Origin of the sequence: Pseudomonas fluorescens (assembly GCF_902497895.1) — a bacterium.
GTDB classification, from domain to species: Bacteria; Pseudomonadota; Gammaproteobacteria; order Pseudomonadales; family Pseudomonadaceae; genus Aquipseudomonas; species Aquipseudomonas fluorescens_BP.
In genome coordinates this window covers 18532-43614 of sequence record NZ_CABVHQ010000051.1, presented here as the reverse complement: position 1 = coordinate 43614, position 25083 = coordinate 18532, and the positions used below count along the sequence as shown (strand labels likewise).

27 protein-coding genes are annotated in these 25083 nt (G+C 60.5%); 18 read left to right on the top strand and 9 right to left on the bottom strand.

Annotated elements, in window-relative coordinates:
• Nucleotides 1–188: 188 nt before the first annotated feature.
• Entirely contained in the window at nt 189–650 is a 462-nt protein-coding gene (locus F8N21_RS22220) for a DUF3859 domain-containing protein (RefSeq protein WP_150643555.1), read from the top strand.
• Between the two features lie 71 nt (nt 651–721).
• On the opposite strand, the gene fabB is transcribed toward F8N21_RS22220, so the two are convergent.
• From fabB to F8N21_RS22200, 4 genes are all read right to left on the bottom strand, one after another.
• Nucleotides 722–1942 (bottom strand): beta-ketoacyl-ACP synthase I, encoded by a 1221-nt coding sequence (gene fabB / locus F8N21_RS22215; protein WP_150644157.1) that lies wholly within the window; start codon nt 1940–1942, stop codon nt 722–724.
• An 11-nt stretch (nt 1943–1953) separates the two neighbouring features.
• Nucleotides 1954–2469, bottom strand: a complete 516-nt coding sequence (gene fabA, locus F8N21_RS22210) for a 3-hydroxyacyl-[acyl-carrier-protein] dehydratase FabA (protein WP_150644156.1) — start codon at nt 2467–2469, stop codon at nt 1954–1956.
• 247 nt (nt 2470–2716) lie between these two features.
• Entirely contained in the window at nt 2717–4618 is a 1902-nt protein-coding gene (locus F8N21_RS22205; protein ID WP_150644155.1) for a response regulator, read from the bottom strand.
• Complete coding sequence (locus tag F8N21_RS22200; protein ID WP_150644154.1) at nt 4615–5547, bottom strand: ABC transporter substrate-binding protein; 933 nt, start codon at nt 5545–5547, stop codon at nt 4615–4617. Before F8N21_RS22200 ends, F8N21_RS22205 begins: the two co-directional genes overlap by 4 nt.
• 316 nt (nt 5548–5863) lie before the next feature.
• Between F8N21_RS22200 and F8N21_RS22195 the strand changes: the two genes are divergently transcribed.
• The 11 genes from F8N21_RS22195 (at nt 5864) to pyrF (ending at nt 15548) form a co-directional block, all read left to right on the top strand.
• Nucleotides 5864–6889, top strand: a complete 1026-nt coding sequence (locus F8N21_RS22195) for an NAD(P)H-dependent glycerol-3-phosphate dehydrogenase (RefSeq protein WP_150644153.1) — start codon at nt 5864–5866, stop codon at nt 6887–6889.
• An 18-nt stretch (nt 6890–6907) separates the two neighbouring features.
• On the top strand, nt 6908–7270 hold the full coding sequence (locus tag F8N21_RS22190) for a DUF4389 domain-containing protein (RefSeq protein ID WP_150644152.1): 363 nt from the start codon (nt 6908–6910) through the stop codon (nt 7268–7270).
• Nucleotides 7267–7716, top strand: a complete 450-nt coding sequence (gene sixA, locus F8N21_RS22185; RefSeq protein ID WP_150644151.1) for a phosphohistidine phosphatase SixA — start codon at nt 7267–7269, stop codon at nt 7714–7716. The genes F8N21_RS22190 and sixA overlap by 4 nt, the downstream gene beginning before the upstream one ends.
• Nucleotides 7717–7985: 269 nt before the next feature.
• Complete coding sequence (locus tag F8N21_RS22180) at nt 7986–9653, top strand: AMP-binding protein (protein WP_150644150.1); 1668 nt, start codon at nt 7986–7988, stop codon at nt 9651–9653.
• Between the two features lie 29 nt (nt 9654–9682).
• A complete protein-coding gene (locus F8N21_RS22175; RefSeq protein ID WP_150644149.1) occupies nt 9683–10129 on the top strand; it encodes a hotdog fold thioesterase in 447 nt (148 codons plus the stop codon).
• 311 nt (nt 10130–10440) lie between these two features.
• Nucleotides 10441–11247, top strand: coding sequence for an alpha/beta fold hydrolase (locus tag F8N21_RS22170; RefSeq protein WP_150644148.1), 807 nt, complete (start codon nt 10441–10443; stop codon nt 11245–11247).
• Nucleotides 11244–12098: an alpha/beta hydrolase gene (locus F8N21_RS22165; RefSeq protein WP_150644147.1), complete on the top strand. Its 855-nt coding sequence runs from the start codon at nt 11244–11246 to the stop codon at nt 12096–12098. The genes F8N21_RS22170 and F8N21_RS22165 overlap by 4 nt, the downstream gene beginning before the upstream one ends.
• A 50-nt stretch (nt 12099–12148) precedes the next feature.
• Nucleotides 12149–12808 carry a glutathione S-transferase family protein gene (locus tag F8N21_RS22160; RefSeq protein WP_150644146.1) on the top strand — a complete coding sequence of 220 codons (660 nt, stop codon included), beginning with the start codon at nt 12149–12151 and terminating at the stop codon, nt 12806–12808.
• A gap of 8 nt (nt 12809–12816) precedes the next feature.
• Nucleotides 12817–13623, top strand: a complete 807-nt coding sequence (locus F8N21_RS22155) for a DUF4892 domain-containing protein (protein WP_150644145.1) — start codon at nt 12817–12819, stop codon at nt 13621–13623.
• A gap of 70 nt (nt 13624–13693) precedes the next feature.
• A complete protein-coding gene (locus F8N21_RS22150; RefSeq protein ID WP_150644144.1) occupies nt 13694–14746 on the top strand; it encodes an AI-2E family transporter in 1053 nt (350 codons plus the stop codon).
• Between the two features lie 103 nt (nt 14747–14849).
• Entirely contained in the window at nt 14850–15548 is a 699-nt protein-coding gene (pyrF, locus tag F8N21_RS22145) for an orotidine-5'-phosphate decarboxylase (RefSeq protein ID WP_191624376.1), read from the top strand.
• 107 nt (nt 15549–15655) lie between these two features.
• On the opposite strand, the gene F8N21_RS22140 is transcribed toward pyrF, so the two are convergent.
• A complete protein-coding gene (locus F8N21_RS22140; RefSeq protein ID WP_150644142.1) occupies nt 15656–16663 on the bottom strand; it encodes an NADP-dependent oxidoreductase in 1008 nt (335 codons plus the stop codon).
• 382 nt (nt 16664–17045) lie between these two features.
• On the opposite strand from F8N21_RS22140, the gene F8N21_RS22135 reads away from it, so the two are divergent.
• The gene (locus F8N21_RS22135; protein ID WP_150644141.1) at nt 17046–17807 is read left to right on the top strand and encodes an SDR family oxidoreductase; all 762 of its coding nucleotides are present in this window, start codon (nt 17046–17048) and stop codon (nt 17805–17807) included.
• A gap of 300 nt (nt 17808–18107) precedes the next feature.
• Here the strand turns inward: F8N21_RS22135 and F8N21_RS22130 are convergent, their stop codons facing one another.
• Both F8N21_RS22130 and F8N21_RS22125 read right to left on the bottom strand, forming a co-directional pair.
• On the bottom strand, nt 18108–19184 hold the full coding sequence (locus F8N21_RS22130; protein WP_150644140.1) for a 3-deoxy-7-phosphoheptulonate synthase: 1077 nt from the start codon (nt 19182–19184) through the stop codon (nt 18108–18110).
• A gap of 130 nt (nt 19185–19314) precedes the next feature.
• Nucleotides 19315–19758, bottom strand: coding sequence for a PilZ domain-containing protein (locus F8N21_RS22125; protein WP_150644139.1), 444 nt, complete (start codon nt 19756–19758; stop codon nt 19315–19317).
• Here F8N21_RS22125 and F8N21_RS22120 point away from each other — a divergent pair.
• The 5 genes from F8N21_RS22120 (at nt 19757) to cysB (ending at nt 24129) form a co-directional block, all read left to right on the top strand.
• Entirely contained in the window at nt 19757–20143 is a 387-nt protein-coding gene (locus F8N21_RS22120) for a thioredoxin family protein (protein ID WP_150644138.1), read from the top strand. The genes F8N21_RS22125 and F8N21_RS22120 overlap by 2 nt on opposite strands.
• Complete coding sequence (locus F8N21_RS22115) at nt 20140–21093, top strand: putative 2-dehydropantoate 2-reductase (protein ID WP_191624375.1); 954 nt, start codon at nt 20140–20142, stop codon at nt 21091–21093. The genes F8N21_RS22120 and F8N21_RS22115 overlap by 4 nt, the downstream gene beginning before the upstream one ends.
• Before the next feature lie 25 nt (nt 21094–21118).
• The gene (locus F8N21_RS22110; RefSeq protein ID WP_150644137.1) at nt 21119–22024 is read left to right on the top strand and encodes a 5'-nucleotidase; all 906 of its coding nucleotides are present in this window, start codon (nt 21119–21121) and stop codon (nt 22022–22024) included.
• A gap of 517 nt (nt 22025–22541) precedes the next feature.
• Nucleotides 22542–23042, top strand: coding sequence for a universal stress protein (locus F8N21_RS22105; protein ID WP_150644136.1), 501 nt, complete (start codon nt 22542–22544; stop codon nt 23040–23042).
• A gap of 112 nt (nt 23043–23154) precedes the next feature.
• Nucleotides 23155–24129, top strand: coding sequence for an HTH-type transcriptional regulator CysB (cysB, locus tag F8N21_RS22100; protein ID WP_150644135.1), 975 nt, complete (start codon nt 23155–23157; stop codon nt 24127–24129).
• A 3-nt stretch (nt 24130–24132) separates the two neighbouring features.
• Here the strand turns inward: cysB and F8N21_RS22095 are convergent, their stop codons facing one another.
• Together F8N21_RS22095 and F8N21_RS22090 are read right to left on the bottom strand one after the other, a co-directional pair.
• Nucleotides 24133–24615, bottom strand: a complete 483-nt coding sequence (locus F8N21_RS22095; protein WP_150644134.1) for a GreA/GreB family elongation factor — start codon at nt 24613–24615, stop codon at nt 24133–24135.
• 2 nt (nt 24616–24617) lie between these two features.
• Complete coding sequence (locus F8N21_RS22090; RefSeq protein ID WP_150644133.1) at nt 24618–25004, bottom strand: hypothetical protein; 387 nt, start codon at nt 25002–25004, stop codon at nt 24618–24620.
• Nucleotides 25005–25083: the final 79 nt, after the last annotated feature.

Here is a 25083-nt window from a genome sequence, read left to right as displayed (position 1 = left end):
GCTGCGCAGCCGAACGCAGGCTTTGCCAGCTGCTACGGTTCGCATAAGCATTGGGGCTTGCCAGCATTGCGACTGCTGCGCAGCCGAGCGGGAGCAAGTCCCCTCGCCACAGTTGGGAACTCGCATCTGTCATCATCCTGTCATGCCTGCGTCATAACCTCGCGCCCATCTCAATCAAGGAGCGCGATATGCACCTCACCCGTTTAACCGCTCTGGCGGCGCTGATGATCAGTGGCCTGGCCAGTGCCGAAGTTCATGTGCAAGGCCCGGTGGAATACGGGGTTTTCGAAGGCCCGAAAGCCGAGTTGCAGTCGGGTGAGCGGGTGTTGCGCCGCAGCAACGAACAGATCGAACAGACGGAAATTGTCCCGGCGAAACTGGGCACCAAGTTTGGCCTGCGTTATCAGCTGTCCGGCAAAGTCGCTGAAGACCAGCCGTTGACCTTGCTTTACTTCACGCCGGGCATCCGCACCCCGGATGGCCAGCGCCACGATAAATTCGAAGTGACCCAGAAACTGGTGCCCGGCGCACCCCAGGACGTGATGGCCTACGAATTCACCGAGCGCCACGAAGTGATCCCCGGCGAGTGGCGCTTCATGGTATTCCAGGGCGACCGGTTATTGGCGCAACAGCGGTTTACCGTGCGTTGAGTCGTCGCAGACCTCGGTGTGAAACAGGCAAAAAAAACGGCACCAGCGGGTGCCGTTTTTTCATGGACAGATTACTTGCCCTGCCAGCGCTTCAGGACCAGGGTGGCATTGGTGCCACCGAAGCCGAAGCTGTTGCTCATCACGTTGTTGAGGGTGACGTTCTCGCGGGTCTTGGTCAGGATCGGCATGTCAGCGACGGCCGGGTCCAGCTCGTCGATGTTGGCCGAGCCGGCCATGAAGTTGCCTTCCATCATCAGCATGCAGTAGATCGCTTCATGAACGCCGGCGGCGCCCAGGGAGTGACCCGACAGGCTCTTGGTGGAGCTGATGGCCGGGGCCTTGTCGCCGAACACTTCGCGAACACCTTCCATCTCCTTGGAATCACCGACCGGGGTCGAGGTGCCGTGAGTGTTCAGGTAGTCGATCGGGCCATCGACGGTGGACAGGGCCATCTGCATGCAGCGGATGGCGCCTTCACCGCTTGGCGCGACCATATCGTAGCCGTCGGAGGTTGCGCCGTAGCCAACGATTTCCGCGTAGATCTTCGCGCCGCGGGCCAGAGCGTGTTCCAGCTCTTCCACCACGACCATGCCGCCGCCGCCGGCGATGACGAAACCGTCACGCTTGGCGTCGTAGGCACGGGAAGCCTTTTCCGGGGTTTCATTGTACTGGCTCGACAGCGCGCCCATGGCGTCGAACAGGAACGACTGGCTCCAGTGCTCTTCCTCGCCGCCGCCGGCAAACACGACGTCCTGCTTGCCCATCTGGATCTGTTCCATGGCGCTACCGATGCAGTGAGCACTGGTGGCGCAGGCAGAAGCGATGGAGTAGTTCAAACCCTTGATCTTGAATGGCGTGGCCAGGCAAGCGGAAACCGTGCTGCTCATGGTCCGCGTGACGCGGTACGGGCCGACGCGCTTGACGCCTTTCTCGCGCAGGATGTCCAGCGCTTCCATCTGGTTGAGGGTCGACGCGCCGCCGGAGCCGGCGATCAGGCCGGTACGCGGGTTGGAGACTTGTTCCTCGCTCAGACCGGAGTCAGCGATGGCGTCTTTCATGGCCAGGTAAGCGTAAGCCGCTGCATGGCCGACGAAGCGATAGGTCTTGCGATCTATCAGCTCTTCGAGGTTGAGGTCAATGGAGCCGGAAACCTGGCTACGCAGACCCATTTCGGCATATTCCGGGTTGAATCGGATGCCAGGGCGACTTGCACGCAGGTTAGCGGAGACGGTCTCTTTGTCATTGCCCAGGCACGAAACGATGCCCAGACCAGTGATAACGACGCGGCGCATGCGGATAACCCTTAGAAGTTGTCAGTGGAAGTAAATACGCCGACCCGGAGGCCTTCGGCGGTATAGATTTCGCGGCCGTCGACGCTGACAGAACCATCGGCGATGGCCATGTTCAGCTTGCCGCGCATGACGCGCTTGATCTGAATGTTGTAAGTAACCTTTCCGGCAGTCGGCAAGACCTGGCCGAAGAATTTTACCTCTCCTGAGCCCAATGCGCGACCACGGCCTGGCAAACCCTGCCAGCCAAGGAAGAAACCGACCAGCTGCCACATGGCATCCAGGCCCAGGCAGCCCGGCATGACCGGGTCACCTTCGAAGTGGCACGCGAAGAACCACAGGTCCGGATTGATATCCAGCTCGGCGACCAATTCACCTTTGCCGTACTTGCCACCCTCGGCGCTGATATGGGTGATGCGATCCACCATCAGCATGTTCGGGGCGGGCAGTTGCGCGTTACCTGGGCCGAACAGCTCACCGCGACTGCAGCGCAGCAGGTCTTCCCGAGTAAAGGCGTTTTGTTTGGTCATGCGAGCTCCTCAATAGTCCCATGCGGCAGGGTGGGCAAATCTTCCCGACCGATCGAAGCGTTCATGCCTCGAATCGACAGCCTACTCATAGACTATTGCGTTGTAGTGAAAGTCACAGCACAAAGGGCACGAATGTACACTTGTGCACTGAAATTATTATACAGGCCTGTTTACGGGCCTGTTCGGGTGCCTAAGACTGCCGCACTTTCGCATTTCACGCCAGTCACAGATCGTCGAAACCTCGGTTCTACTGAACCCAACGTTGCAGAATTTGCTGCAGATCAGTGCGTTTGAACGGCTTGGCCAGGTAATCGTTCATCCCGGCGTCCAGGCAAGCCTCGCGATCGCCCTGCAAGGCGTTGGCGGTCAGGGCAATAATGGGCAGTTCGGCGCAGCCGGGCAGTTGGCGAATCTGGCGGGTCGCTTCATAGCCATCGATCAGCGGCAATCGACAGTCCATCAGAATTGCGTCAAATATCAGACTCTCGGCGCTGCGAATGGCTTGCGCACCGTCGGTGGCGATGCTGACGGTGAAGCCCAGGCTGCGCAGCATCGCTTCGATCACTGTCTGGTTGACCGGATTATCCTCGACCAGCAACACGTTGCGACCCTCGCCATGGGCATTGGCCGACTGTACCCGCGGTGTCAGCACTGGCAGGTTCTGCTGATGCAGGGCCAAGGGTATCTCCAGAGTGAACACCGAACCGCGGCTTTCTTCACTCTGGGCGCGCAGGGTGCCGCCCATTCGCTCGGCGAGGGTGCGGGCAATCGGCAGGCCAAGCCCGGTGCCGCCATAACGCCGGGAAATCGAACTGTCGGCCTGCTGGAACGCATTGAACATCAGCTCCAGGCTCTGCGCCGAAATCCCGATGCCACTGTCGCGCACGCTGCAGGTAAACCACAGCAGCTCGTGATCCAGGGATTGCCACTGCGGCTCGATGGTCACACTGCCCTGTTCGGTGAACTTCAGCGCATTACCGATCAGGTTGACCAGAATCTGCCGAATCCGCGTCGGATCGCCCTGAACCTGCAGCGACTCCATGCCGTCCGGAATCTTCAGTTCAAGGCTGAGGCCACGCTGTACCGCACTGTGCTGGAACGCCTGGGCGCAACTGGTGATCAACTCGGCGAGGTTGAACGGGATATGTTCAAGTTCCAGCGCCGCGCGCTCGATGCGCGAGAAGTCGAGGATGTCATTGATCACTTTAAGCAAGTGTTCGGTGGACTCCGAGGCCAGTGCCACGTATTCGATCTGCTCCTCGGTCATTTCGGTGGTTTCGAGCAGTTGCAGCATCCCCATCACACCATTCATCGGCGTGCGCAGTTCATGGCTCATCATCGCCATGAAGTCGGATTTGGCGTTATTGGCTTTTTCCGCTTCTTCGCGGGTCTGGATCAGTTGGGCCATTGCCTGATGCTGTTCGCGGCTGGCTTGCTCGAGGCCATCGGCGAGGTTGTTGATATGCCGTGACAGGTTGCCGAGCTCGGCATCGTCGACAATCGGCAGCGCAGTGCCGTAGTCGCCCTGTTGAATGGCCTTGACCGCATTGCCCATGGCACTGATCGGCTGCGACAGGCTCGCGGCCAGGCGGCGGGCCAGGAGAAAGGTGAACAGCAAGGCGAACAGCGCCAGAACCCCCGCCTTGAGCAGGATTTCCTGCTGGCGCTGGCTGAAGGCGTCATTCGACATGCCGACAATCACCCGGCCCAGGTAATCCTCTCGCGGGGCGATGGTCGACGTTTTGCCGCCCCCGAAGAAATCAGTGTTCAGGTGGATTCGTTGCAGGCGTACCGGCGCCTGAAACACTTCAACCTGTTGCGAGCGGCTGATGGTTTCCGAAGGTTGTTCGACGTACACAAGAATATTGTTGGTGCTGTCCTGTACCTCCAGAAAGCGCACATGCGGGGTCGCGAGGGTGGCCTTCAACAAGCTCTCGAGCACCTCTTTGTTGCCGGAAATCACCCCGTACTCGGTGGCGGGCGCCAGTTGGTTGGCGATCAGCTGGCCGGTATGGTTCAGCTCCTGGCGCAGGTCCTGAATCCGCACGAAGGTGAAGAAACTGATCAGCAGCAAGGTCAGTAACAAGGCCGGGCCAAGGCTGATGATCTGGGTGCGGGTATTGATGTCCCAGCGGCGACGGAAGGTCATGGGCGCTGCTCTCCTTCGGCCAGCCGGGTGGCAACAGACTGTTCGTCAATCGGCTCGATACCCAGTGACCGTGCCACTTGCGGGTTGCTCGCCACTTTGAAATGTTGCGGATACAGCGCCCGCGGCCAGTCACTGGTCGGGCGGTCGAGCAAGGTGTCGAGGGTGGCCAGCCAGTCGTTTTGATCGCTGTAGGTGCTGGCCAGGCTTGCGGCCTTGACGAACGCGGCATTGGGACCGATCAGTGCCAAGTGCCGGGCATAGCTGCTGAGCAGCAGATTCTTCGCGGTTTTCGGGTTGTACAGGTCGTTATCGTCGAGACCCAGCAGCACGTCGCTTTTTTTCATCAGGGTCTGGAGTGGACGGCTGTCGCCGGTGTTCTCCCAGCGCTCGGCGACGATTTCCAGTCCCAGCGGTTGCGCGTGTAGACGCAGTTCTCTCAAGAGAAATTCGCTGGTGCGGTCATAGAGCACGCCGACCCGCCGGGCTCGCGGCAGGATGCTGTGGATCAGGCGCAATTGCCGGTCCAGCGGTGGGTCGCTCCACAGCAGACAGAGGCCGGCCGGCAGGTCGCTGCTCAGACGTTGCCGGGCTTGCAGCCGATTGATGCGCAGCACCAGGGTTGCCGGCCCCTGGGCATCCTGCAGGCGCCACTCGAGGCTTGGCAGGTCGAGCAGGATCAGGCGCGTGCCCGAGGGCAGCTGACTCGGTGCCGGCAGGGTCGCCAGCAAGCGGAAACGCACCCGATCTTCAGGCCGCAAAGTGCTCAAGGCCCGAGTGAAGGACTGCACGCCAGGGCTGTCTTCGGCACCCGTCAGGACAATCTCGGCGGCCCGGCCCGCAAGACTGGCGAACAGGCAGATGATCCCCAGGCACACTGAGCCGATGAGGCGGCCAAGGGGTGGCTTCATCCATGACGGGCATTGATCCATGCTAGAACTCTAACTCCGCGCTGGGGTAGAGCGCATGGCGTGATCCCGCCGACCGGCCGCAGGCTATAGCTGACGGTATGGGTACCCGTGGTGAACGAGAGGTGGGAGGGCCAAAATACACGGCACAGCCTTGATAACAGGTAATTGCCGCGCATGTTAACCGAGCGTGGCGGGTTTTCCAGTGAACAGCTGCACATTTGATAGGGTGAAACCGGCAGATCCGGTCATTTGCCAGTAATTGATCGCAGGGCTGGCCGGCTGAGGACTGCCCCGTATAATGCCGATATCGCCACTGCTATGGATTAATGGATTGCATATGACTGAACAGCGCCCTATTGCGGTCCTGGGAGGCGGGAGTTTTGGTACCGCCGTGGCCAATCTGCTGGCCGAGAACGGTCTTGCTGTGCGGTTGTGGATGCGTGACCCGGAACAGGCCGAGGCCATTCGGGTCAACCGCGAGAATCCGCGTTACCTTAAAGGCATCAAGGTTCTTGCAGCGGTGGAACCGGTCACGGACCTGCTGGCGACCCTGACCGACTGCGATCTATGCTTTGTCGCATTGCCCTCCAGCGCCTTGCGTTCGGTGCTGGCCCCGCATGCCGAGCTGTTGAGCGGCAAATTGCTGGTCAGCCTGACCAAGGGCATTGAGGCGCACACCTTCAAGCTGATGAGCGAGATTCTCGAAGAAATCGCTCCGCAAGCGCGAATCGGGGTGTTGTCCGGGCCGAACCTGGCTCGGGAAATTGCCGAGCATGCGCTGACCGCCACCGTGGTCGCCAGTGAAGACGAAGAACTCTGCCAGCGCGTCCAGGAGGCGCTGCATGGCCGTACCTTCCGCGTCTACGCCAGCGCCGACCGCTTTGGCGTCGAGTTGGGCGGCGCGTTGAAGAACGTCTATGCGATCATCGCCGGCATGGCGGTAGCCCTGGGCATGGGGGAAAATACCAAGAGCATGCTGATCACTCGCGCGCTGGCGGAAATGACCCGGTTCGCGGTGAACCAGGGCGCCAATCCGATGACCTTCCTCGGCCTGGCCGGGGTCGGTGATTTGATCGTCACCTGTTCTTCGCCCAAGAGCCGCAATTACCAGGTGGGTTTTGCCCTGGGGCAGGGCTTGAGCCTGGAGGATGCAGTGACGCGGCTGGGTGAAGTCGCCGAGGGCGTCAATACGCTCAAGGTACTCAAGGCCAAGGCCCAGGAAGTCGGGGTGTATATGCCGCTGGTCGCCGGGTTGCATGCGATTCTGTTCGAAGGGCGCACGCTTGACCAGGTGATCGGGTTGTTGATGCGTGGTGAACCGAAAACCGATGTCGACTTTATCTCCACCAGTGGTTTCAACTGACAGGAAAGGAGCGAGACCATGAGCGATCCGAAGGATCCATCTGCAACATCCGAAGCCGGATATGAGTCCATTTTGCTGCGCGTCCTGTGGATGCTGGTGTACGTGCTGGTCTGGCAAGTGGCGCAATTCATACTCGGCGCCGTGGTGCTGGTGCAGCTCATTTACCGGCTGATCTACGGCGCACCGAGTGCCAGCCTGATGAACTTCGGCGACAGTCTGAGCCAATTCCTGGCGCAGATCGGGCGCTTCGGCAGTTTCCACAGTGATCAGAAACCCTGGCCATTCGCCGATTGGCCGACCCCGCGCGCCCCGGAAGGCGAAACGCCCCATGCCGTACCGCCGGCACCGCACCCGGTCCGGGATGAGGAGCCGAAGCTATGAAGCTCTGGGTGTTGCGTCACGGTGAAGCTGAGCCCCACGCCCGTAGTGATGCCGAGCGTAACCTGACCGAGAATGGCCGCAAGGAAGTGCTGAGCAGCGCCGCGCAGCTCATCGGCCAACCGCTCAGTGCGATCTACGCCAGCCCTTACGCCCGGGCGCAGCAGACCGCGCAACTGGTGCGCGAAGCCCTGGGCTTCGAGCCTGAGGTCCGCACCGTGCAGTGGCTGGCTCCCGACCATGATCCGCCGGCGGTGGTGGATGAGCTCGACTCGTTGGATAACGTGCTGCTGGTCAGCCATAACCCGCTGGTCAGCAACCTGATTGCCTATCTGCAACAGGGTCACTGGCGCGAACCGCAACGGGTGGGCACCGCCGGCCTGGTCGAGCTGGAAGGTGACTGGCCGCTGGCTGGGTTGATGACCCTCAAGAGCATCAAACATCCGTAAACGTCGTACCCGGTCCTGTGGCGAGGGGGCTTGCCCCAGCTGGGGCGCGGAGCGGCCCTAAAACCAGGCAACGGGTTCTTTCAGTTAGAACCCGGTGATCGGTTTACGACTGCTTCGCAGCCGGACGGGGGCAAGCCCCCTCGCCACAACAAGCCCCCTCGCCACAGGGTTCACCACTCCAGCCCTTGTTTGTCTGTGAAATAGTCGACCAAGCAGTTGCTCGGTTGACTACGCTTTGCGCCATACAGAACAAAAAAGGAGCGCATCGCATGTCTGCTGCTTTTCGTTTGCCGCTGGAAGTATTTTACGAGCGTGAAACTCGTCATGCACGCCAACGTTTCCTGGTCCAGCCACAAGGGGGCGGGCAGCTCGAAACCCTCAGTTGGTCCGATGTCGGTCACCAGGCCCGCTGCGCAGCCCACTGGCTCCGCGCCCGGGAGCTGCCGCAAGGCAGCCATATCGCAATCATCTCGAAAAACTGCGCGCACTGGATCATCGCCGACCTGGCGATCTGGATGGCCGGGCATGTGTCTGTCCCGCTGTATCCGAACCTGACGGCCGACGCGGTTGCACAGGTGCTGGAGCATTCGGAGTCGGTACTGGTGTTTATCGGCAAGCTTGATGACTGGCCAGGCATGGCGCCCGGAATCCGCGCCGACTTGCCGACCATCAGCCTGCCGCTCAGCCCCGACGGCTCGTTCGATTACAGCTGGGCTGACCTGCAACGCAGTTCACCGATCCAGGACGACCCGCTGCCGGCTGCGGCGCAACTGGCGACGATCATCTACACCTCAGGCACCACCGGTGCGCCAAAAGGGGTGATGCACAGTTTCGCCAATCTGGCTTTCGCCACCACCCAGGGCACGCAATTATTTGGCCTGGGGGAGTCGGATCGGCTGCTGTCGTACCTGCCGCTGTGCCATGTGGCGGAACGGATGTTTGTCGAAATGGCGTCGATCTATACCGGGCAAACCGTGTTTTTTGCCGAGAGTCTCGACACTTTCCTCACCGACCTGAAGCGCGCCCGACCGACCGCGCTGTTCGGCGTGCCGCGGATCTGGAGCAAATTCCAGATGGGCGTGTACAGCAAGATGCCCGCCAAACGCCTGGATTTCCTCCTGGGCTTGCCGATCATTGGCCGGCGGGTCGGGCACAAAGTCCTCGCCGGTTTGGGGCTGGATGCCTTGCGTATCGCCTTGTCCGGCGCCGCGCCGGTGCCGCAGACCTTGCTCGAGTGGTATCAGCGGCTCGGTCTGGATGTGCTGGAGGTCTATGGCATGACCGAGAATTGCGGTTATTCCCATGTCGGTCGTGCGGGTGAGCACAAACCAGGCTGGATCGGCGCACCCTGCCCGGGAGTCGAAGTGCGTATCGACGAGGCGGGTGAGGTGCAGGTGCGTAGCGCAGCGACCATGCTCGGCTACTACAAGGATCCGCAGAAGACCGCCGAAACCCTGACCGAGGACGGCTTTCTGCGTACTGGCGACAAAGGCGAGCAAGACACCGAAGGGAATTTGCGCCTGACCGGGCGGCTCAAGGAAATCTTCAAGACCAGCAAAGGCAAATATGTCTCTCCGGCGCCGATTGAAAATCTCCTGGCGGTGCATTCGCGGATCGAGCAGGTGTGCGTGGTCGGTGATGGCTTGAGCGCGCCGCTGGGGCTGTGCGTGCTGTCGGCGGTAGGGCTTGAGGATGCCGCCAGTGCCGCCCGCAATGGTTTGCACGCTAGCCTGGAAACCTTGCTGATAGAGGTCAACGGTATGCTCGAAAAACACGAACGCTTGCGTCGACTGGTGGTGGTGAAGGACAGTTGGGCTGTGGAAAACGGTTTCCTGACGCCCACCTTGAAGATCAAACGCAATGTGATCGAGGCCACCTACGGCGCACGTTTGCAGGAGTGGAGCGAGCGTTCCGGAGTGGTGCTGTGGCAGGATTGATTCGAATAAAACCCATTAAGGATGTAGCGATGAGTCTATGGCGTACCCCTCCCGACATTGAGCAACTGAATGCGATCCAGAAAAACACCATTGGCGAAGTGCTGGACATCCGCTTCGAATCCTTTGATGAAGAGTCCCTGAGCGCGAGCATGGTGATCGACCATCGCACCCATCAGCCCTATGGTTTGTTGCACGGTGGCGCTTCGGTGGTGCTGGCCGAGACCGTCGGTTCCATGGCCAGTTACCTGTGCATCGATGCCAGCAAGTTCTATTGCGTAGGGCTCGAAATCAACGCCAACCATCTGCGCGGCTTGCGCCGCGGGCGGGTGACGGCCGTGGCGCGGGCGATTCACATCGGTCGCACCACCCATGTCTGGGACATCCGCCTGAGCAGCGACGAAGGCAAGGCCAGCTGCGTGTCGCGGCTGACCATGGCGGTAGTGCCGTTGGGAGATATGCCGCCGACACGGGGATAAGCAATTTCTGGCTTCGCATATTTCCCCGTATTTGCACGTCCCCCCGTAGCAGCTGCCGAGCCTGCGAGGCTGCGTTCGGCTGCGCAGCAGTCGTAAAATCAGGCACCGCGGTTTTTACAGGTGAACCGTGGTGGCAGGAGTTACGACTGCTGCGCAGCCGAACGCAGCCTCGCAGGCTCGACAGCTGCTACACGAGCCGGACGCAGGCTTCGCCAGCTGCTACGGTCATCATTCCTGGCAGTTACGGTCATTGCTGTCGGCGAGCGTCTTGCGGACAATCAAGGTCTGATTTCGTTTATGGATTCGCCGGTATGTCGCAGCAGATATTTTTCGCTCACGCCAATGGCTTCCCTTCGGCCACTTACGGAAAGTTGTTCGCCGCGCTGGCGCCGGAGTATGAGGTTGCCCATCTGCAGCAACACGCCCATGACCCGCGTTTCCCGGTGGACGACAACTGGCTGAACCTGGTGGATGAACTGATTCATCACCTTGAGCAGCAGCCGGAACCGGTATGGGGCGTTGGCCATTCCTTTGGTGGTGTCCTGCATCTGCACGCGGCCTTGCGTTGTCCACAACTCTATCGCGGCGTGGTGATGCTCGATTCGCCGGTACTGACCCGCGCCGATCAGTGGGTGATCCGCGCCGCCAAGCGCTTTGGCTTTATCGATCGGCTGACCCCGGCCGGCCGCACCCTGGGACGACGGGAAGAGTTCGCCGATCTGGACGCCGCACGCCTTTACTTCGCCGGGAAAACCCTGTTTCGCAGCTTCGACCCGGAATGCTTCGACGCTTACCTGCAACATGGCTTGCACAAGGTCGGCGATCGCTTGCGCTTGAGTTTCGATCCGGCGACGGAAATCAGCATCTACCGCGGCGTACCGCATACCAGCCCGGGTCGCGCACGGCAGTTGAAAGTGCCGTTGGCGGTAGTCCGCGGGAGCCAAAGCCGGGTAGTGATGCGCCATCACGCCAGTTCAGTCGGGCGCCTGCCCTTTGGCGAGTCGCTGACCATGCCTGGCGGGCACATGTTTCCCCTTGAGCGTCCACAGGACACTGCCACGCTGCTGAAGAATCTATTCAGTCGCTGGGAAAGCCGCAGCGAGCGAAATTGCGCATGAAAGCCCCGGTTGAAGAAGTCCGCCTGAGCCTGCCGCATATCGAATTGGCCGCACACTTGTTTGGCCCGGAAGACGGCCTGCCGGTCATTGCCTTGCACGGCTGGCTGGACAATGCCAACAGCTTCGCGCGGCTGGCGCCCAAGCTCTCGGGTTTGCGCATCGTGGCGCTGGACATGGCCGGGCATGGTCATTCCGGGCATCGGCCAGCGGGTGCCAGTTACGCGCTGTGGGATTACGTCTACGACGTGCTGCAAGTCGCCGAGCAGCTCGGCTGGAAGCGCTTTGCCCTGCTCGGGCACTCACTGGGGGCGATCGTATCGCTGGTGCTGGCCGGCGCGCTGCCGGAGCGCGTGAGCCATCTGGCGCTGATCGACGGGGTCATTCCTCCTACCGCGAAAAGCGACAATGCGGCCGAGCGAATGGGCATGGCCCTGCAAGCGCAACTGGATCTGCAGGACAAGCGCAAACCGGTCTACAGCACCCTGGACCGGGCCATCGAGGCACGCATGAAAGGCCTGGTGGCGGTCAGTCGGGAAGCGGCGGAGTTATTGGCCCAGCGCGGGCTGATGCCGGTGCCGGGCGGCTATACCTGGCGCAGCGACAGCCGCCTGACGCTGGCTTCGCCGCTGCGTCTGACCGAAGAGCAGGCCTTGACCTTCGTCCAGCGCATCAGTTGCCCGACCCGGCTGGTGGTCGCCGCAGATGGCATGCTGGCGCAGCATCCGGAATTGCTGGAGCGTCTACCCTTTAGCCGTGAACAGCTGCCTGGCGGCCATCATTTGCATCTTAATGACGAGTCCGGCGCCGTCCTTGTCGCAGACTGTTTCAATCGGTTCTTCGCCGTGCCTTGACTTGCAGCGGGCAACTGTCGAGGCTGGGCGGGTTGAAATGGGAGACAACCATGATAGATCTCTATACCGCTGCGACCCCGAATGGCCACAAGGTCTCTATCGTGCTCGAGGAACTCGGCCTGCCCTATAAAGTGCATGCCTTGAGTTTCGACAAAAAGGAACAGAAGGCTGCCGATTTTCTCAAGATCAATCCCAATGGCCGGATCCCGGCGATTGTCGACCGCGCCAATGGCGACTTCGCCGTGTTCGAATCTGGAGCAATCCTCATCTATCTGGCCGAGCTGACCGGCAAACTCATGCCCCGGGACCCCAAGGGGCGCTCGCTGGTAATCCAGTGGTTGATGTTCCAGATGAGCGGCATCGGTCCGATGCAGGGCCAGGCCAATGTGTTTTTCCGCTATTTCCCGGAAAAGCTTCAGGGCGCCATCAACCGCTATCAACATGAAACCCGTCGCTTGTATGAAGTGCTGGACACTCGCCTGCAAGGGGTCGAGTTTCTGGCCGGCGATTACAGCATCGCCGACATCGCGACCTTTCCCTGGGTTCGTGGCCATGAGTGGTCCGGGGTTTCGGTAGATGGTTTGCCGGCCTTGCAGCGCTGGATGGCGACCCTTGAGGCCCGCCCGGCCGTGCAGCGCGGCTTGCTGGTGCCGCCGCGCATCGACGATGCGAGTATCGTCAAAGGCGCTCAGGCCATGCTGATCCGATGAGAGTACCCATGCGTTTAATCAGTATGCTCGGGCTGGCCTGTTTCGGTCCGTTGTTGTTCGCTGCCGATGTTCCCGGCAGCCAGGATTTACCCATAGTGCCGCGTTTGCCCGATGCGCAGATTGTTGATTACCGGCCAACCGCCGAGCTGGAACGGATCTATCCTTTGGGTTCGATCCGCAAGATCAGCGGCCAGCTGCGCTTCGACGGTCAGGTCAGCGCTCGCGGGCAAGTCACTTCCGTGACCTACCAGTTGCCGCCCGAGCATTCGTCCACCGCCGCCTTCACCGCGGCCCGTGAAGCCTTGCAGCAGCAGGGTGCAGAGTTGTTGTTCTGGTGCCAGGCCCGCGATTGCGGAGAAAGCAGCCTGTGGGCCAACGAGGTCTTCGGCAATGCCAAGCTCTATGGCTCCGACGAGCAGCAGGCTTACCTGCTGTTGCGCCTGGCGCCTCCCCAGGACAATTCGCTGGTGGCCCTGTACAGCATCACTCGCGGTAATCGCCGGGCATACCTGCATGTCGAGCAATTTGACGCCAGCACAGCCCTTGGCGAGCTGATGCCGACTTCCGCGACCTTGTTGCGTCAGCTCAAGGACACCGGTGAGCTGGACTTTCCCAGGCTCGACGGTGAGCCGTTACCGGCCTGGCTGACGTTGCTGTCACGCGGACTGAACCTCGACACCACGATGCGGGTCAGTGTTTCCGGGCCCCATGCCGAGACCTGGCGCCAGGCACTGATCGGGCAAGGCGTGCGAGCGGCGCGGATGGAAACGGGTAGCAATGAAGCCCAGGGTCTGCATATCGAACTACTGCGATAAATGTATCAAGGCGACCGAGCCCTGTGCCGTTCGCCTACTCTTATTGGTTGACCCTTTCACGAGATCTTTCATGCCCAATAACGATCGCCTGTTGGTGCAGATCCTGCTCCTGGTGCTGTTCGGCGCCAGCTTCTGGGTCATGGCGCCGTTCTGGTCGGCGCTGTTCTGGGGCGCGGTACTGGCCTTTGCCAGTTGGCCGCTGATGCGTTTGCTGACCCGCTGGCTCAATGACCGCGAGTCCCTGGCCGCAGCGCTCCTGACCCTCGGCTGGATGTTGCTGGTGGCGGTTCCGCTGGTCTGGCTCGGCTTCAATCTGGCCGATCACGTGCGTGACGCCGTGGCGTTTATCAAGGACGTGCAGGTCGATGGCCTGCCCGAAGCACCTACTTGGCTGGGGGGTATTCCCTTTGTCGGCGGGCGGCTGCTCGGGATCTGGAACAGCATCGACCAACAGGGCGCGGCGATGATGCTCGCGGTCAAACCCTATCTGGGGCAGGTCGGCAACTGGTTGCTGGCGCGCAGCGCGCAGATCGGCGGCGGGATTCTCGAGCTGACCTTGAGCATCGTCTTTGTGTTTTTCTTCTATCGCGACGGGCCGCGCCTGGCGATGTTCGTCCATCGTCTGCTGGAACGGCTGATCGGCGATCGCGCCGGTTATTACATCGAGCTGGTGGCGGGCACGGTACAACGGGTGGTCAATGGCGTGATTGGCACGGCGGCGGCGCAGGCGGTCCTGGCGTTGGTCGGGTTCCTGATCGCCGGTGTGCCGGGCGCGCTGGTACTGGGTATCGTCACTTTCATGCTCAGCCTGATCCCCATGGGCCCGCCGCTGGTGTGGATTCCCGCGACTGCCTGGCTGGCGTGGAAAGGCGACTACGGCATGGCGGTGTTCCTCGGGCTCTGGGGCATGTTCATCATCAGTGGCGTCGACAACGTGCTCAAACCCTACCTGATCAGCCGCGGTGGCAATCTACCGCTGGTCATCGTCCTGCTCGGGGTGTTTGGCGGCTTGATTGCGTTTGGCTTTATCGGCCTGTTCATCGGTCCGACCCTGCTGGCCGTGGCCTATAGCCTGTTGACCGATTGGAGCACCAGTCAGGTAAAAGTGAACGACAAGCGCTGATCCGCACGTCAGCCTTGTGAATGAATTACCGATCATTGGGTCCCGCATTGATGCGGGTTCCGCTACAATGCGCGCCGATTTCGACTTGCCCGAGAGCCTACTCATGTCCGCCTGCCAGACTCCTATCATCGTCGCCCTGGATTTCCCCACCCGTGACGCCGCGCTGAAGCTGGCCGATCAGCTGGACCCGAAACTGTGCCGGGTCAAAGTCGGCAAGGAACTCTTCACCAGCTGTGCCGCGGAGATCGTCGGGACCTTGCGTGACAAAGGTTTCGAAGTCTTCCTCGACTTGAAATTCCACGATATCCCGAACACCACCGCGATGGCCGTCAGGGCTGCCGCAGAAATGGGCGTGTGGATGGTCAACGTCCATTGCTCCGGCGGTTTGCGCATGATGGCCGCCTGCCGTGAAGTGCTCGACCAGCGTAGCGGTCCCCAGCCGCTGTTGATCGGCGTGACCGTGCTGACCAGCATGGAACGCGAGGACCTGGCGGGAATCGGTCTGGACATCGAGCCTCAGGAGCAAGTGCTGCGTCTCGCGGCATTGGCGGAAAAAGCCGGGATGGACGGTCTGGTCTGCTCGGCACTGGAAGCCCAGGCCTTGAAAGCCGCGCATCCGTCCCTGCAATTGGTGACGCCGGGGATTCGTCCGGCGGGCAGTGCCCAGGACGATCAGCGGCGTATCCTCACCCCACGTCAGGCGCTGGATGCCGGTTCCGACTACCTGGTGATCGGCCGTCCGATCAGCCAGGCGGCCGATCCGGCGAAAGCGCTGGCGGCGGTGGTGGCCGAACTGGCGTAAAGATCAAAAGATCGCAGCCTGCGGCAGCTCCTACAGGGTGTACATCAATCCCGTAGGCGCTGCCGATAGGCTGCGATCTTTTTACGCATGCACCGCGGTATCCGACCTTAAGAAACCTTCAACACCAACTTGCCAAAGTTCTCGCCACTGAACAGTTTCATCAGGGTTTCCGGGAATGTCTCCAGCCCTTCGACAATATCTTCCTTGCTCTTGAGCTGCCCCTTGGCCATCCAGCCGGCCATTTCCTGCCCGGCGGCGGCGTATTGAGCGGCATAGTCCATCACCACAAAGCCTTCCATGCGTGCACGGTTGACCAGCAGCGAAAGGTAGTTGGCCGGGCCTTTCACCGCTTCTTTGTTGTTGTACTGGCTGATGGCGCCGCAGATCACCACACGAGCCTTCATGTTCAGCCGGCTGAGCACCGCATCGAGAATATCGCCGCCGACGTTATCGAAATACACGTCGACACCTTTCGGGCATTCGCGCTTGAGCCCGGCGACCACGTCTTCACTTTTGTAATCGATGGCGCCATCGAAGCCCAACTCGTCGATCAGGAATTGGCACTTGTCCTGGCCACCGGCGATGCCCACCACGCGGCAACCCTTGATCTTGGCAATCTGCCCGGCAATGCTGCCCACCGCACCCGCCGCGCCCGAGATCACCACAGTTTCACCGGCCTTGGGAGCGCCGACGTCAAGCAGGGCGAAGTACGCGGTCATTCCGGTCATGCCCAGCGCTGACAAATAGCGCGGCAGCGGTGCCAGGTTCGGATCGACTTTGTGGAATCCGCGCGGCTCGCCGAGGAAATAATCCTGCACCCCCAGGGCACCGCTGACGTAGTCGCCAACGGCAAAGCCCGGATTGTTCGAAGCCACGACCTTGCCAACGCCCAGCGCGCGCATCACTTCGCCAATGCCCACCGGCGGAATATAGGACTTGCCTTCGTTCATCCAGCCACGCATGGCCGGATCCAGTGACAGGTATTCGTTCTTGACCAGGATCTGATTCGCCGCCGGTTCACCGACCGGTACTTGCTGATAGGTGAAGGTCTCGCGGGTCGCCGGGCCCACCGGGCGTTTGGCGAGCAGGAACTGGCGATTGGTCTGGGCGGTCATGACAGGCACTCAATGATGAATGGAAGCCTGATTGATAGCCCCTGGAGGCCAATGTCGCAAGGTTTGCCGATGCAGCGAATAGGCTGCGATCCAATGTGGTGATAGTTACAAGTGGCCTGTGTGGCTAGTTCTGTTAGTCAACTTCGTTACCGAGCCCATATCCTGCGTTGCTGTTCCTCGCCATAGCGGGCTATGACTCGTCACACCGCCTTGGCTATGGACTTCCGGAATCCGAATTTGAGCTAACGAACCAGCCGTACAGGCCACTCGCGTCTTTATCACTGCAACTCATAAGTGTTCAACCGGCCTTCTGATAGTGCTGCCGCGCCCCGGGTCGCTGTGACTAGACTGCGATCCCCTGCATTTCATCAAGGACATAACAATGAGCATGACATTTTCCGGCCAGGTCGCAGTGGTCACTGGCGCAGCGGCCGGTATTGGTCGCGCAACGGCCCTGGCGTTTGCCGCCGAAGGCTTGAAAGTGGTAGTCGCGGACCTGGATGTGGCGGGAGGCGAGGGCACGGTGGAGCTGATTCGTGCGGCCCGTGGCAATGCGGTTTTCGTGCGTTGCAACGTTACCCTGGAAGCCGATGTGCAGCAGCTGATGGAGCAAGCGGTCAGCGCCTACGGTCGGGTCGACTACGCCTTCAACAATGCCGGGATCGAGATCGAAAAGGGCAAGCTGGCCGACGGCACTCTGGATGAGTTCGACGCGATCATGGGGGTCAACGTCAAGGGCGTCTGGCTGTGCATGAAATACCAGCTGCCGCTGATGCTCGCTCAGGGCGGCGGCGCCATCGTCAATACCGCTTCAGTAGCCGGCCTGGGTGCGGCGCCGAAGATGAGCATCTACGCCGCGTCGAAACACGCCGTGATTGGCCTGACCAAGTCGGCGGCCATCGAATATGCGAAGAAGAAAATCCGCGTCAATGCCGTTTGCCCGGCAGTGATCGACACCGATATGTTCCGTCGGGCCTACGAGGCTGATCCGAAGAAAGCCGAATTCGCCGCCGCCATGCACCCGGTGGGTCGCATCGGCACGGTCGAAGAGATTGCCAGTGCCGTGCTCTATCTATGCAGCGACGGCGCGGCGTTCACTACCGGTCACGCCCTGGCGGTGGATGGTGGGGCGACGGCTATCTGACCGTCAGGTTCAGCAGGCATAAAAAAACCGGAATCCTTAAGGGGTTCCGGTTTTTTACCAGCAAATTGTTCGTCGAACACAACACCTTGTGGCGAAGCCGTTACGCGATCCGCGTAGCAGCTGGCGAAGCCTGCGTTCGGCTGCGCAGCAGTCGTAAATCCTGCCGCCACGGTCAACCTGTAAAACCGCAGTGCCTGGTTTTACGACCGCTGCGCGGCCGAACGCAGCCTTCGGCAGCTGCTACGGATAGCGCTCCAGCGGGGGCAAGCCCCCTCGCCACAGTAAGCCCCTCTCTACAGGTTACCCGCGAACGCGCTTGGGCAGTACATCCTTGAGCTTGGCGTGCATGCTGCGCAAGGTATTTTCGGTAGCGGTCCAGTCGATGCAGGCATCGGTAACGGAAACACCGTATTGCAGGTCGGCCAGGTCTTTCGGAATCGCCTGGCTGCCCCAGTTCAGATGGCTCTCGACCATCAAGCCGATGATCGACTGATTGCCTTCGAGGATCTGGTTGGCGACGTTCTCCATCACCAGCGGTTGCAACGCCGGGTCCTTGTTGGAGTTGGCGTGGCTGCAATCGACCATGATGTTCGGTTTGATCTTCGCCTTGTTCAGCGCTTGCTCGCAGAGCGCGACGCTGACCGAATCGTAGTTCGGCTTGCCATTGCCACCGCGCAGCACCACGTGACCGTAGGCGTTGCCCTTGGTGGTGACGATCGACACGCCGCCTTCCTGGTTGATGCCGAGGAAGCGGTGAGGGCTGGAAACCGACTGCAGGGCGTTGATCGCCACGGTCAGGCCACCGTCGGTGCCGTTCTTGAAACCGACCGCCGAGGACAGGCCGGAAGCCATTTCACGGTGAGTCTGGGATTCGGTGGTACGTGCGCCGATGGCCGACCAGCTGATCAGGTCCTGCAGGTACTGCGGCGAGATCGGATCGAGGGCTTCGGTTGCAGTAGGCAGGCCCATTTCGGCCAGATCCAGCAGCAATTGACGACCGATATGCAGGCCGTCCTGAATCTTGAACGAGTCGTCCAGGTAAGGATCGTTGATCAAGCCTTTCCAGCCGACGGTGGTGCGCGGCTTCTCGAAATAGACCCGCATCACCAGATAAAGGGTGTCGGACACTTCAGCAGCGAGTGCCTTGAGGCGCTCGGCATATTCATGCGCCGCCTTGAGGTCGTGGATCGAGCAAGGCCCGATAACGACGAACAAGCGGTGGTCGGTGCCATCGAGAATGTTGCGAATCACCTCGCGGCCCTTGGTCACGGTGCGCAGGGCAGCGTCACTCAAAGGAATCTCACGCTTGAGTTGATCGGGAGTGATCAGGGTCTCGTTGGAGGCGACGTTTAGGTCGTTGATCGGTAAATCAGCCATCGTTTACTCGTCAGGTCACGGGTGCCGGCCGCCAGCGATCCCCGCGCGGCGGAGCACAGCAGATTTTAGCGCGTCGGGGAGCTGAACCTTAGCGCGTTACACTGTGGCTCGACAATGGGCAAGCGCGGGTTTAATCCAGCACAGGCTGCATAAATGCCTGTCGGACGTGGTCATGGGAGAACTCGTCGGCATGCTGCTGGACCCACTCCAGTGCCACGGCCTCGACCCCATCCTGCTCGGTCTGCGGCTTGTGCAGGCGACAATAACGCGCCATCTGGCAGACCTGTTCGCCCATGCGCGCGCAGAACAACGTCTGTTCATCGACAAAAGCAATCCCGACCAAATACCCTCGCTTGCGTCGCAGACACCAGACCACATAGCCCAGGTAGCAGGCATTTTCGCCGAGAGTGGGCATGCGCACTTCCAGTGCGGTGCCGTAGCGCCAGGCTCGGTGATAATTGCAAGCCATGCCGCCGAGGCTGATAGAGTGCAGCTGTTGGCGAGAAATACACTCTCGTTTACGTAAGGTCAACTCGACCGGAACATCATCAGGATGAGGTAGAAAACGTCTCATGAACGCGGACTCCGAGTCTCGGTTATTTGACATTGTTTCACCCAGTATAGTGGCCCAATCGCAGCTGACTGATTTCGACGCCGATCAACAGCTGTTGGCGATGAACGGTGTGTCGCTGGTGATCTTCACCAGTGTCGGTTGCGCCAGTTGCCGCTGGGCCCGGCAGCAGCTGCCCGGCCTGGATCTGACGGTCGATCGGCTGTGCTGGATCGATGCGGGGGACAACGGTGGAGTGGTCGAGCGTTATCAGGTATTTCATTTGCCGGCGCTGTTCGTGGTGCGCGACGGCGAGTTCTACGGGGCTTTACAGTCGCGGCTGACGCGCAATGAGCTCAACGAGGGCGTGCGTCAGGCACTGAGTCGAGTTCCAGAGGAGTTGCCATGATGGGGGCAGTGCCGCGAATCGGCATTATCGGTACCGGGGCGATCGGCGGTTTTTACGGGGTGATGCTGGCGCGTGCCGGGTTTGATGTGCACTTTCTGTTGCGCAGTGAATTTGCCGTGGTTGCCGAACACGGCTTGCAACTCGACAGCGCCGCGCATGGCGAATTGACCTTGAATCCGGTCCAGGCCTATTCCTCGGCAGACGACATGCCACCTTGTGACTGGTTGCTGGTGGGTGCGAAAACCACCAGCAACACCGAGCTTGCACCGGCGATCATCAAGGCCGCCGCCGCGGGTGCCAAAGTGCTGTTGCTGCAAAATGGCCTGGACGTCGAAGACAGTCTGCGCGAGCTGTTGCCTGATTCGCTGCATCTGCTGGGCGGCCTGTGTTTCATCTGCGTCCATCGCGCAGCTCCCGGGGTGATCGAGCATCAGGCGCTGGGTGCGGTGAACGTCGGTTACCACAGCGGGCCGGCCCTGGCCGATGAGCCGGCACGCCAGGCGATCGTCGAACAAGGTGCCGGGCTATTTCGCCTGGCCGGTATCGACGCCCGGGCCATGGCCAGTCTGCAGCAGGCGCGCTGGCAAAAACTGGTCTGGAATGTACCGTACAACGGTCTGGCGGTATTGCTGGGTGCCAGTACCACGCCGCTGATGGCCGACGCCAGCAGTCGCGAGTTGATTCAGGCGCTGATGGCCGAAGTGGTGCAGGGCGCGCTGGCCTGCGGTCATACGATGCCGCCCGGCTATGCCGAACATTTATTCAACGTGACGGAAAATATGCCGGATTACTGGCCGAGCATGTACCACGATTATCTGCATAAACGCCCGCTGGAATTGTCGGCGATCTATGCCAGGCCTCTGGCCGTCGCCAGGGCCGCGGGCTGTGAGCTGCCGAAAATCGAGGCGTTGTATCAGGCATTGAGTTTTATCGAACGGCGTAACGGCTGAGTCTGTCAGTCAGGGGGAGCGATAAATGGCGAAGGGTTTGGGCGACAAGCTGGTGGTGGCGATTTCCTCGCGGGCGCTGTTCGATTTGACCGAAAGCCATAAGGTTTACCTGGCCGATGGTGTCGAAGCCTATCGTCAGTATCAGATCGAGCATGAGGATGAGTTCCTCGAGCCGGGCGATGCGTTTCCATTGGTAAAAAAACTGCTCAGCCTCAATGCCAGTCTTGGTCGCGCGCGAGTCGAGGTGGTGCTGGTTTCACGCAATAGCGCCGATACCGGTTTGCGGGTGTTCAACTCGATCCAGCATTACGCTCTCGACATTTCCCGCGCCGCCTTTGTCGGTGGGCGCAGTCCCTATCCCTATCTGGCGGCATTCGGTTGCGATCTGTTTCTGTCGACCCACGCCGAGGATGTGCGCAGCGCGCTGGATGCCGGTTTCGCCGCGGCGACCATTCTCTCCGGCGGCGCTCGGCGGGCGGCCAGTGGCGAATTGCGGATCGCTTTCGATGGCGATGCGGTGCTATTTTCCGATGAGTCCGAGCGCGTTTATCAGGCGGGTGGGCTCGAAGCCTTCCAGGCCAGTGAGCGCGAGTCGGCTCGCGAGCCACTTCACGGCGGGCCGTTCAAAGGCTTCCTGGCCGCCCTCTATCTGTTGCAGCGCGAGTTTCCCGACGACGCCTGTCCGATTCGCACGGCACTGGTCACTGCCCGTTCGGCTCCGGCCCACGAGCGAGTGATTCGGACCTTGCGCGAGTGGGACATTCGTCTGGACGAGTCCCTGTTTCTCGGCGGTCTGGCGAAGTCGGCGTTTCTTGAAGCCTTCGCCGCCGACGTGTTTTTCGACGATCAGGCCGGCCATTGCGAATTAGCCCGCGAGGTCGTCGCCACCGGTCATGTTCCCCACGGCATCAGCAATGAGCAGAAAGTTTAAGCCGACCGTTAGGGTCTGTTGACGTTTGGTGACGACCGCGACGGGAGCCCACTTGGCGCAGGGCAAGGCCGGATCCACGTGGTTTGGTTGTTCCAAATAAGTTCCGAGCAACGCAGCCCTGCGCCAAGTGGGCCCCGTCCCTTCGGGTTGCGCGCAAACTTGCGCGAGGCTGCGTTGCGGGATTTACCAAGGGAACAACCATTGGCGGCATCCCGCGCCTTGCCTCGCACAAGTTGGCACAGCAACGCGGTTCGTCACCAAACGTCAACAGACCCTAGTGGCCTGTGTGGCTAGTTCTGTCAGCTCAACTTCGGCGCCAGAATCCCATATCCGGCGTTGCTGCTCCTCGCCATAGCGGGGTATGACTCGTCACAGCGCCTTGGCTATGGACTTCCGGCATCCGAATTTGAGCTGACGGAACTAGCCGTACAGGCCACATTTCGCAAAATGTCGTACTCGCCAAGGCACTGCTAAGCTGAATCAAATCTCCGCCATATTTGGCATCCGAGGAGGTCATATGATCCGTTCGATGCTGTATGCCACTGACCTCGGCGTATACGCTCCCTATGTGATGCAACATGCTCTGGCACTGGCCAGAACCTTCAATGCCGACCTGTATGTGGTTCACGCTGTCGAGCCCATGGGGCTGTTTGCCGAATCGGTGCTACAGAGTTATCTCGATGAGCAGGCCTTGAGCGAATGGCACAGTCAGGGCCTGTCCACGGTGATGGCCAATATCGAGCAGCGCGTGCTCGACAGCTTTCGCGAAGAGTTGGGGGAGGGCCAGCAGGACCTGGCACTGATCCAGTCGGTCAGGGTTTTTCAGGGCGATCCGTCGCAGGTCATTCTCGAACAGGCACAGAAACTCTCGGTGGATTTGTTGATCCTGGGTAGTCACAGCCATGGTGCTGGAGGGGAAACGCCTTTGGGCAGGACCGCCGCCCGGGTTTTGCAGTTGGCCAAGGTGCCGGTGTACATGGTGCCCCTGTTACAGCGTCGGCGACATGGAGACAGGTAGAAGAGGGAATCGTTGCTTTTGATAAAAAGTTCTAGATTTATTCTTTAAACCATTAATATAGTTATATACCGTCGCTGATGCCCGTGGCGTCTACCTGCTTTGAGGGATACATATGAAGCTTCAACAATTGCGCTACATCTGGGAAGTGGCGCACCACGACCTCAACGTTTCTGCTACTGCCCAAAGTCTTTACACCTCGCAACCGGGTATCAGCAAGCAGATCCGCCTGCTCGAGGACGAGCTGGGGGTCGAGGTTTTCGCTCGCAGCGGCAAGCACCTGACGCGAGTCACCCCGGCCGGTGAGCGCATCATCACCACGGCTGGCGAGATCCTGCGCAAGGTCGAGAGCATCAAGCAGATCGCCCAGGAGTTCTCCAACGAGAAGAAAGGCACCCTGTCGATCGCCACCACTCACACCCAGGCGCGTTATGCATTGCCGCCGGTGATCAGCAGCTTCATCAAGCAATATCCGGATGTCGCCTTGCACATGCACCAGGGTTCGCCGATGCAGATCGCCGAAATGGCCGCCGACGGTACCGTGGATTTTGCCATCGCCACCGAAGCCCTGGAGCTGTTCGGTGATCTGGTGATGATGCCGTGCTATCGCTGGAATCGCTGCGTGGTCGTGCCTCAGGGCCATCCGCTGACCAAGTTGCCGAAGCTGACCCTGGAAACCCTGGCTGAATACCCGATCGTCACCTATGTGTTCGGCTTCACCGGTCGTTCGAAACTCGACGAAGCCTTCAGTCATCGCGGCCTGACGCCAAAAGTGGTGTTCACCGCCGCCGATGCCGATGTGATCAAGACTTACGTGCGCCTCGGCCTGGGTGTGGGCATCGTTGCGAAAATGGCGGTCGATACCAAGCTCGACAGCGACCTGGTGGTGCTCGATGCCAGCGACCTGTTCGAGTCCAGCGTGACCAAGATCGGTTTCCGCCGTGGCACGTTCCTGCGTGTATTCATGTGCGATTTCATCGAGAAATTCGCCCCGCACCTGACCCGCGAAGTCATGGCCAAGGCCATCCAGTGCCACAACAAGCAGGAACTGGAAGAGCTGTTCGACGGCGTCGAGCTGCCGGTTCACTAAGATTCACTTCACCTCGGTGACAGCAAACTGTTGCCGGGTGCCCGCCACATTGATTTCGACCTCATCCCCTTCGAACTTGCCCAGCAGGCTTTTGCCCAGCGGCGAACGCGGGGTGATGACGGTAATCAGTTGCCCCACCAGATAGACCTTCAGCCCGGCCGCATCAGGCCCTAAAAACAGCCACTGCTGATTGCCATTGTCGTCTGCAAGGCCGAGCAAGGCACCGACCTGGATGCCTTGCTGCTCGTCATACGGGCGCAGAATCAGGTTCTGGCACAGCACCAATGCCTGCCTGATTTCTTCCACGCGCCTGGCCTGGCCTGTCGCCAGGTAGGAAGCCTCCAGGCCCAGGGTGTCGTACTTGTTCTCGGCTTTGTTTTCTTCGTGGGTCGCGGCTTCGTAGGCGGTCTGCGCGGCGCGTTGGACGATATCGAGATCGACCTTGAGTTTTTCAAGAATCAGGGTGTGGACGGCGTGTTTATTCATGGTCAATCGCAGAATTGCAGGACATTGGCCCGGCTCTTGTCGCTGGGGGCCGTCTGGTCTTGTTGCAGCCAGAACTGGCATTTGGGGTTGGACAGATTGCGCAGGTTGCTGCGGGCATTGTCCAGAGTTTGTTGCTGCTCGTTCTTGTGCAGGTTTTTCTGGTACTGCTCAAACATGTGGTTCGGTTCGGCGACCGGCGGTTTTGTCAGCTGCTGAACCGCCTCCGCCACCGGCGCCAGCTGCTGGCTGAAAATAAATCGCGACGCCAGCCAGCAGGTCAATGCGATTGCCATGAAGCCCAGCCACATGCCCAGGGCGATGCTGGCGCTCAGCTGGAGCAGATTAAGGCTGACAGGCATCGAGCGACGGGGGCGTGAACGATAGGGCATGGCGGCCTCCTGGCAGGCAGTCTTTGATCGGGCAGGGCGCAATTGTCGCAGATTAATCGACTTCGCCCCCTTCTGCGCG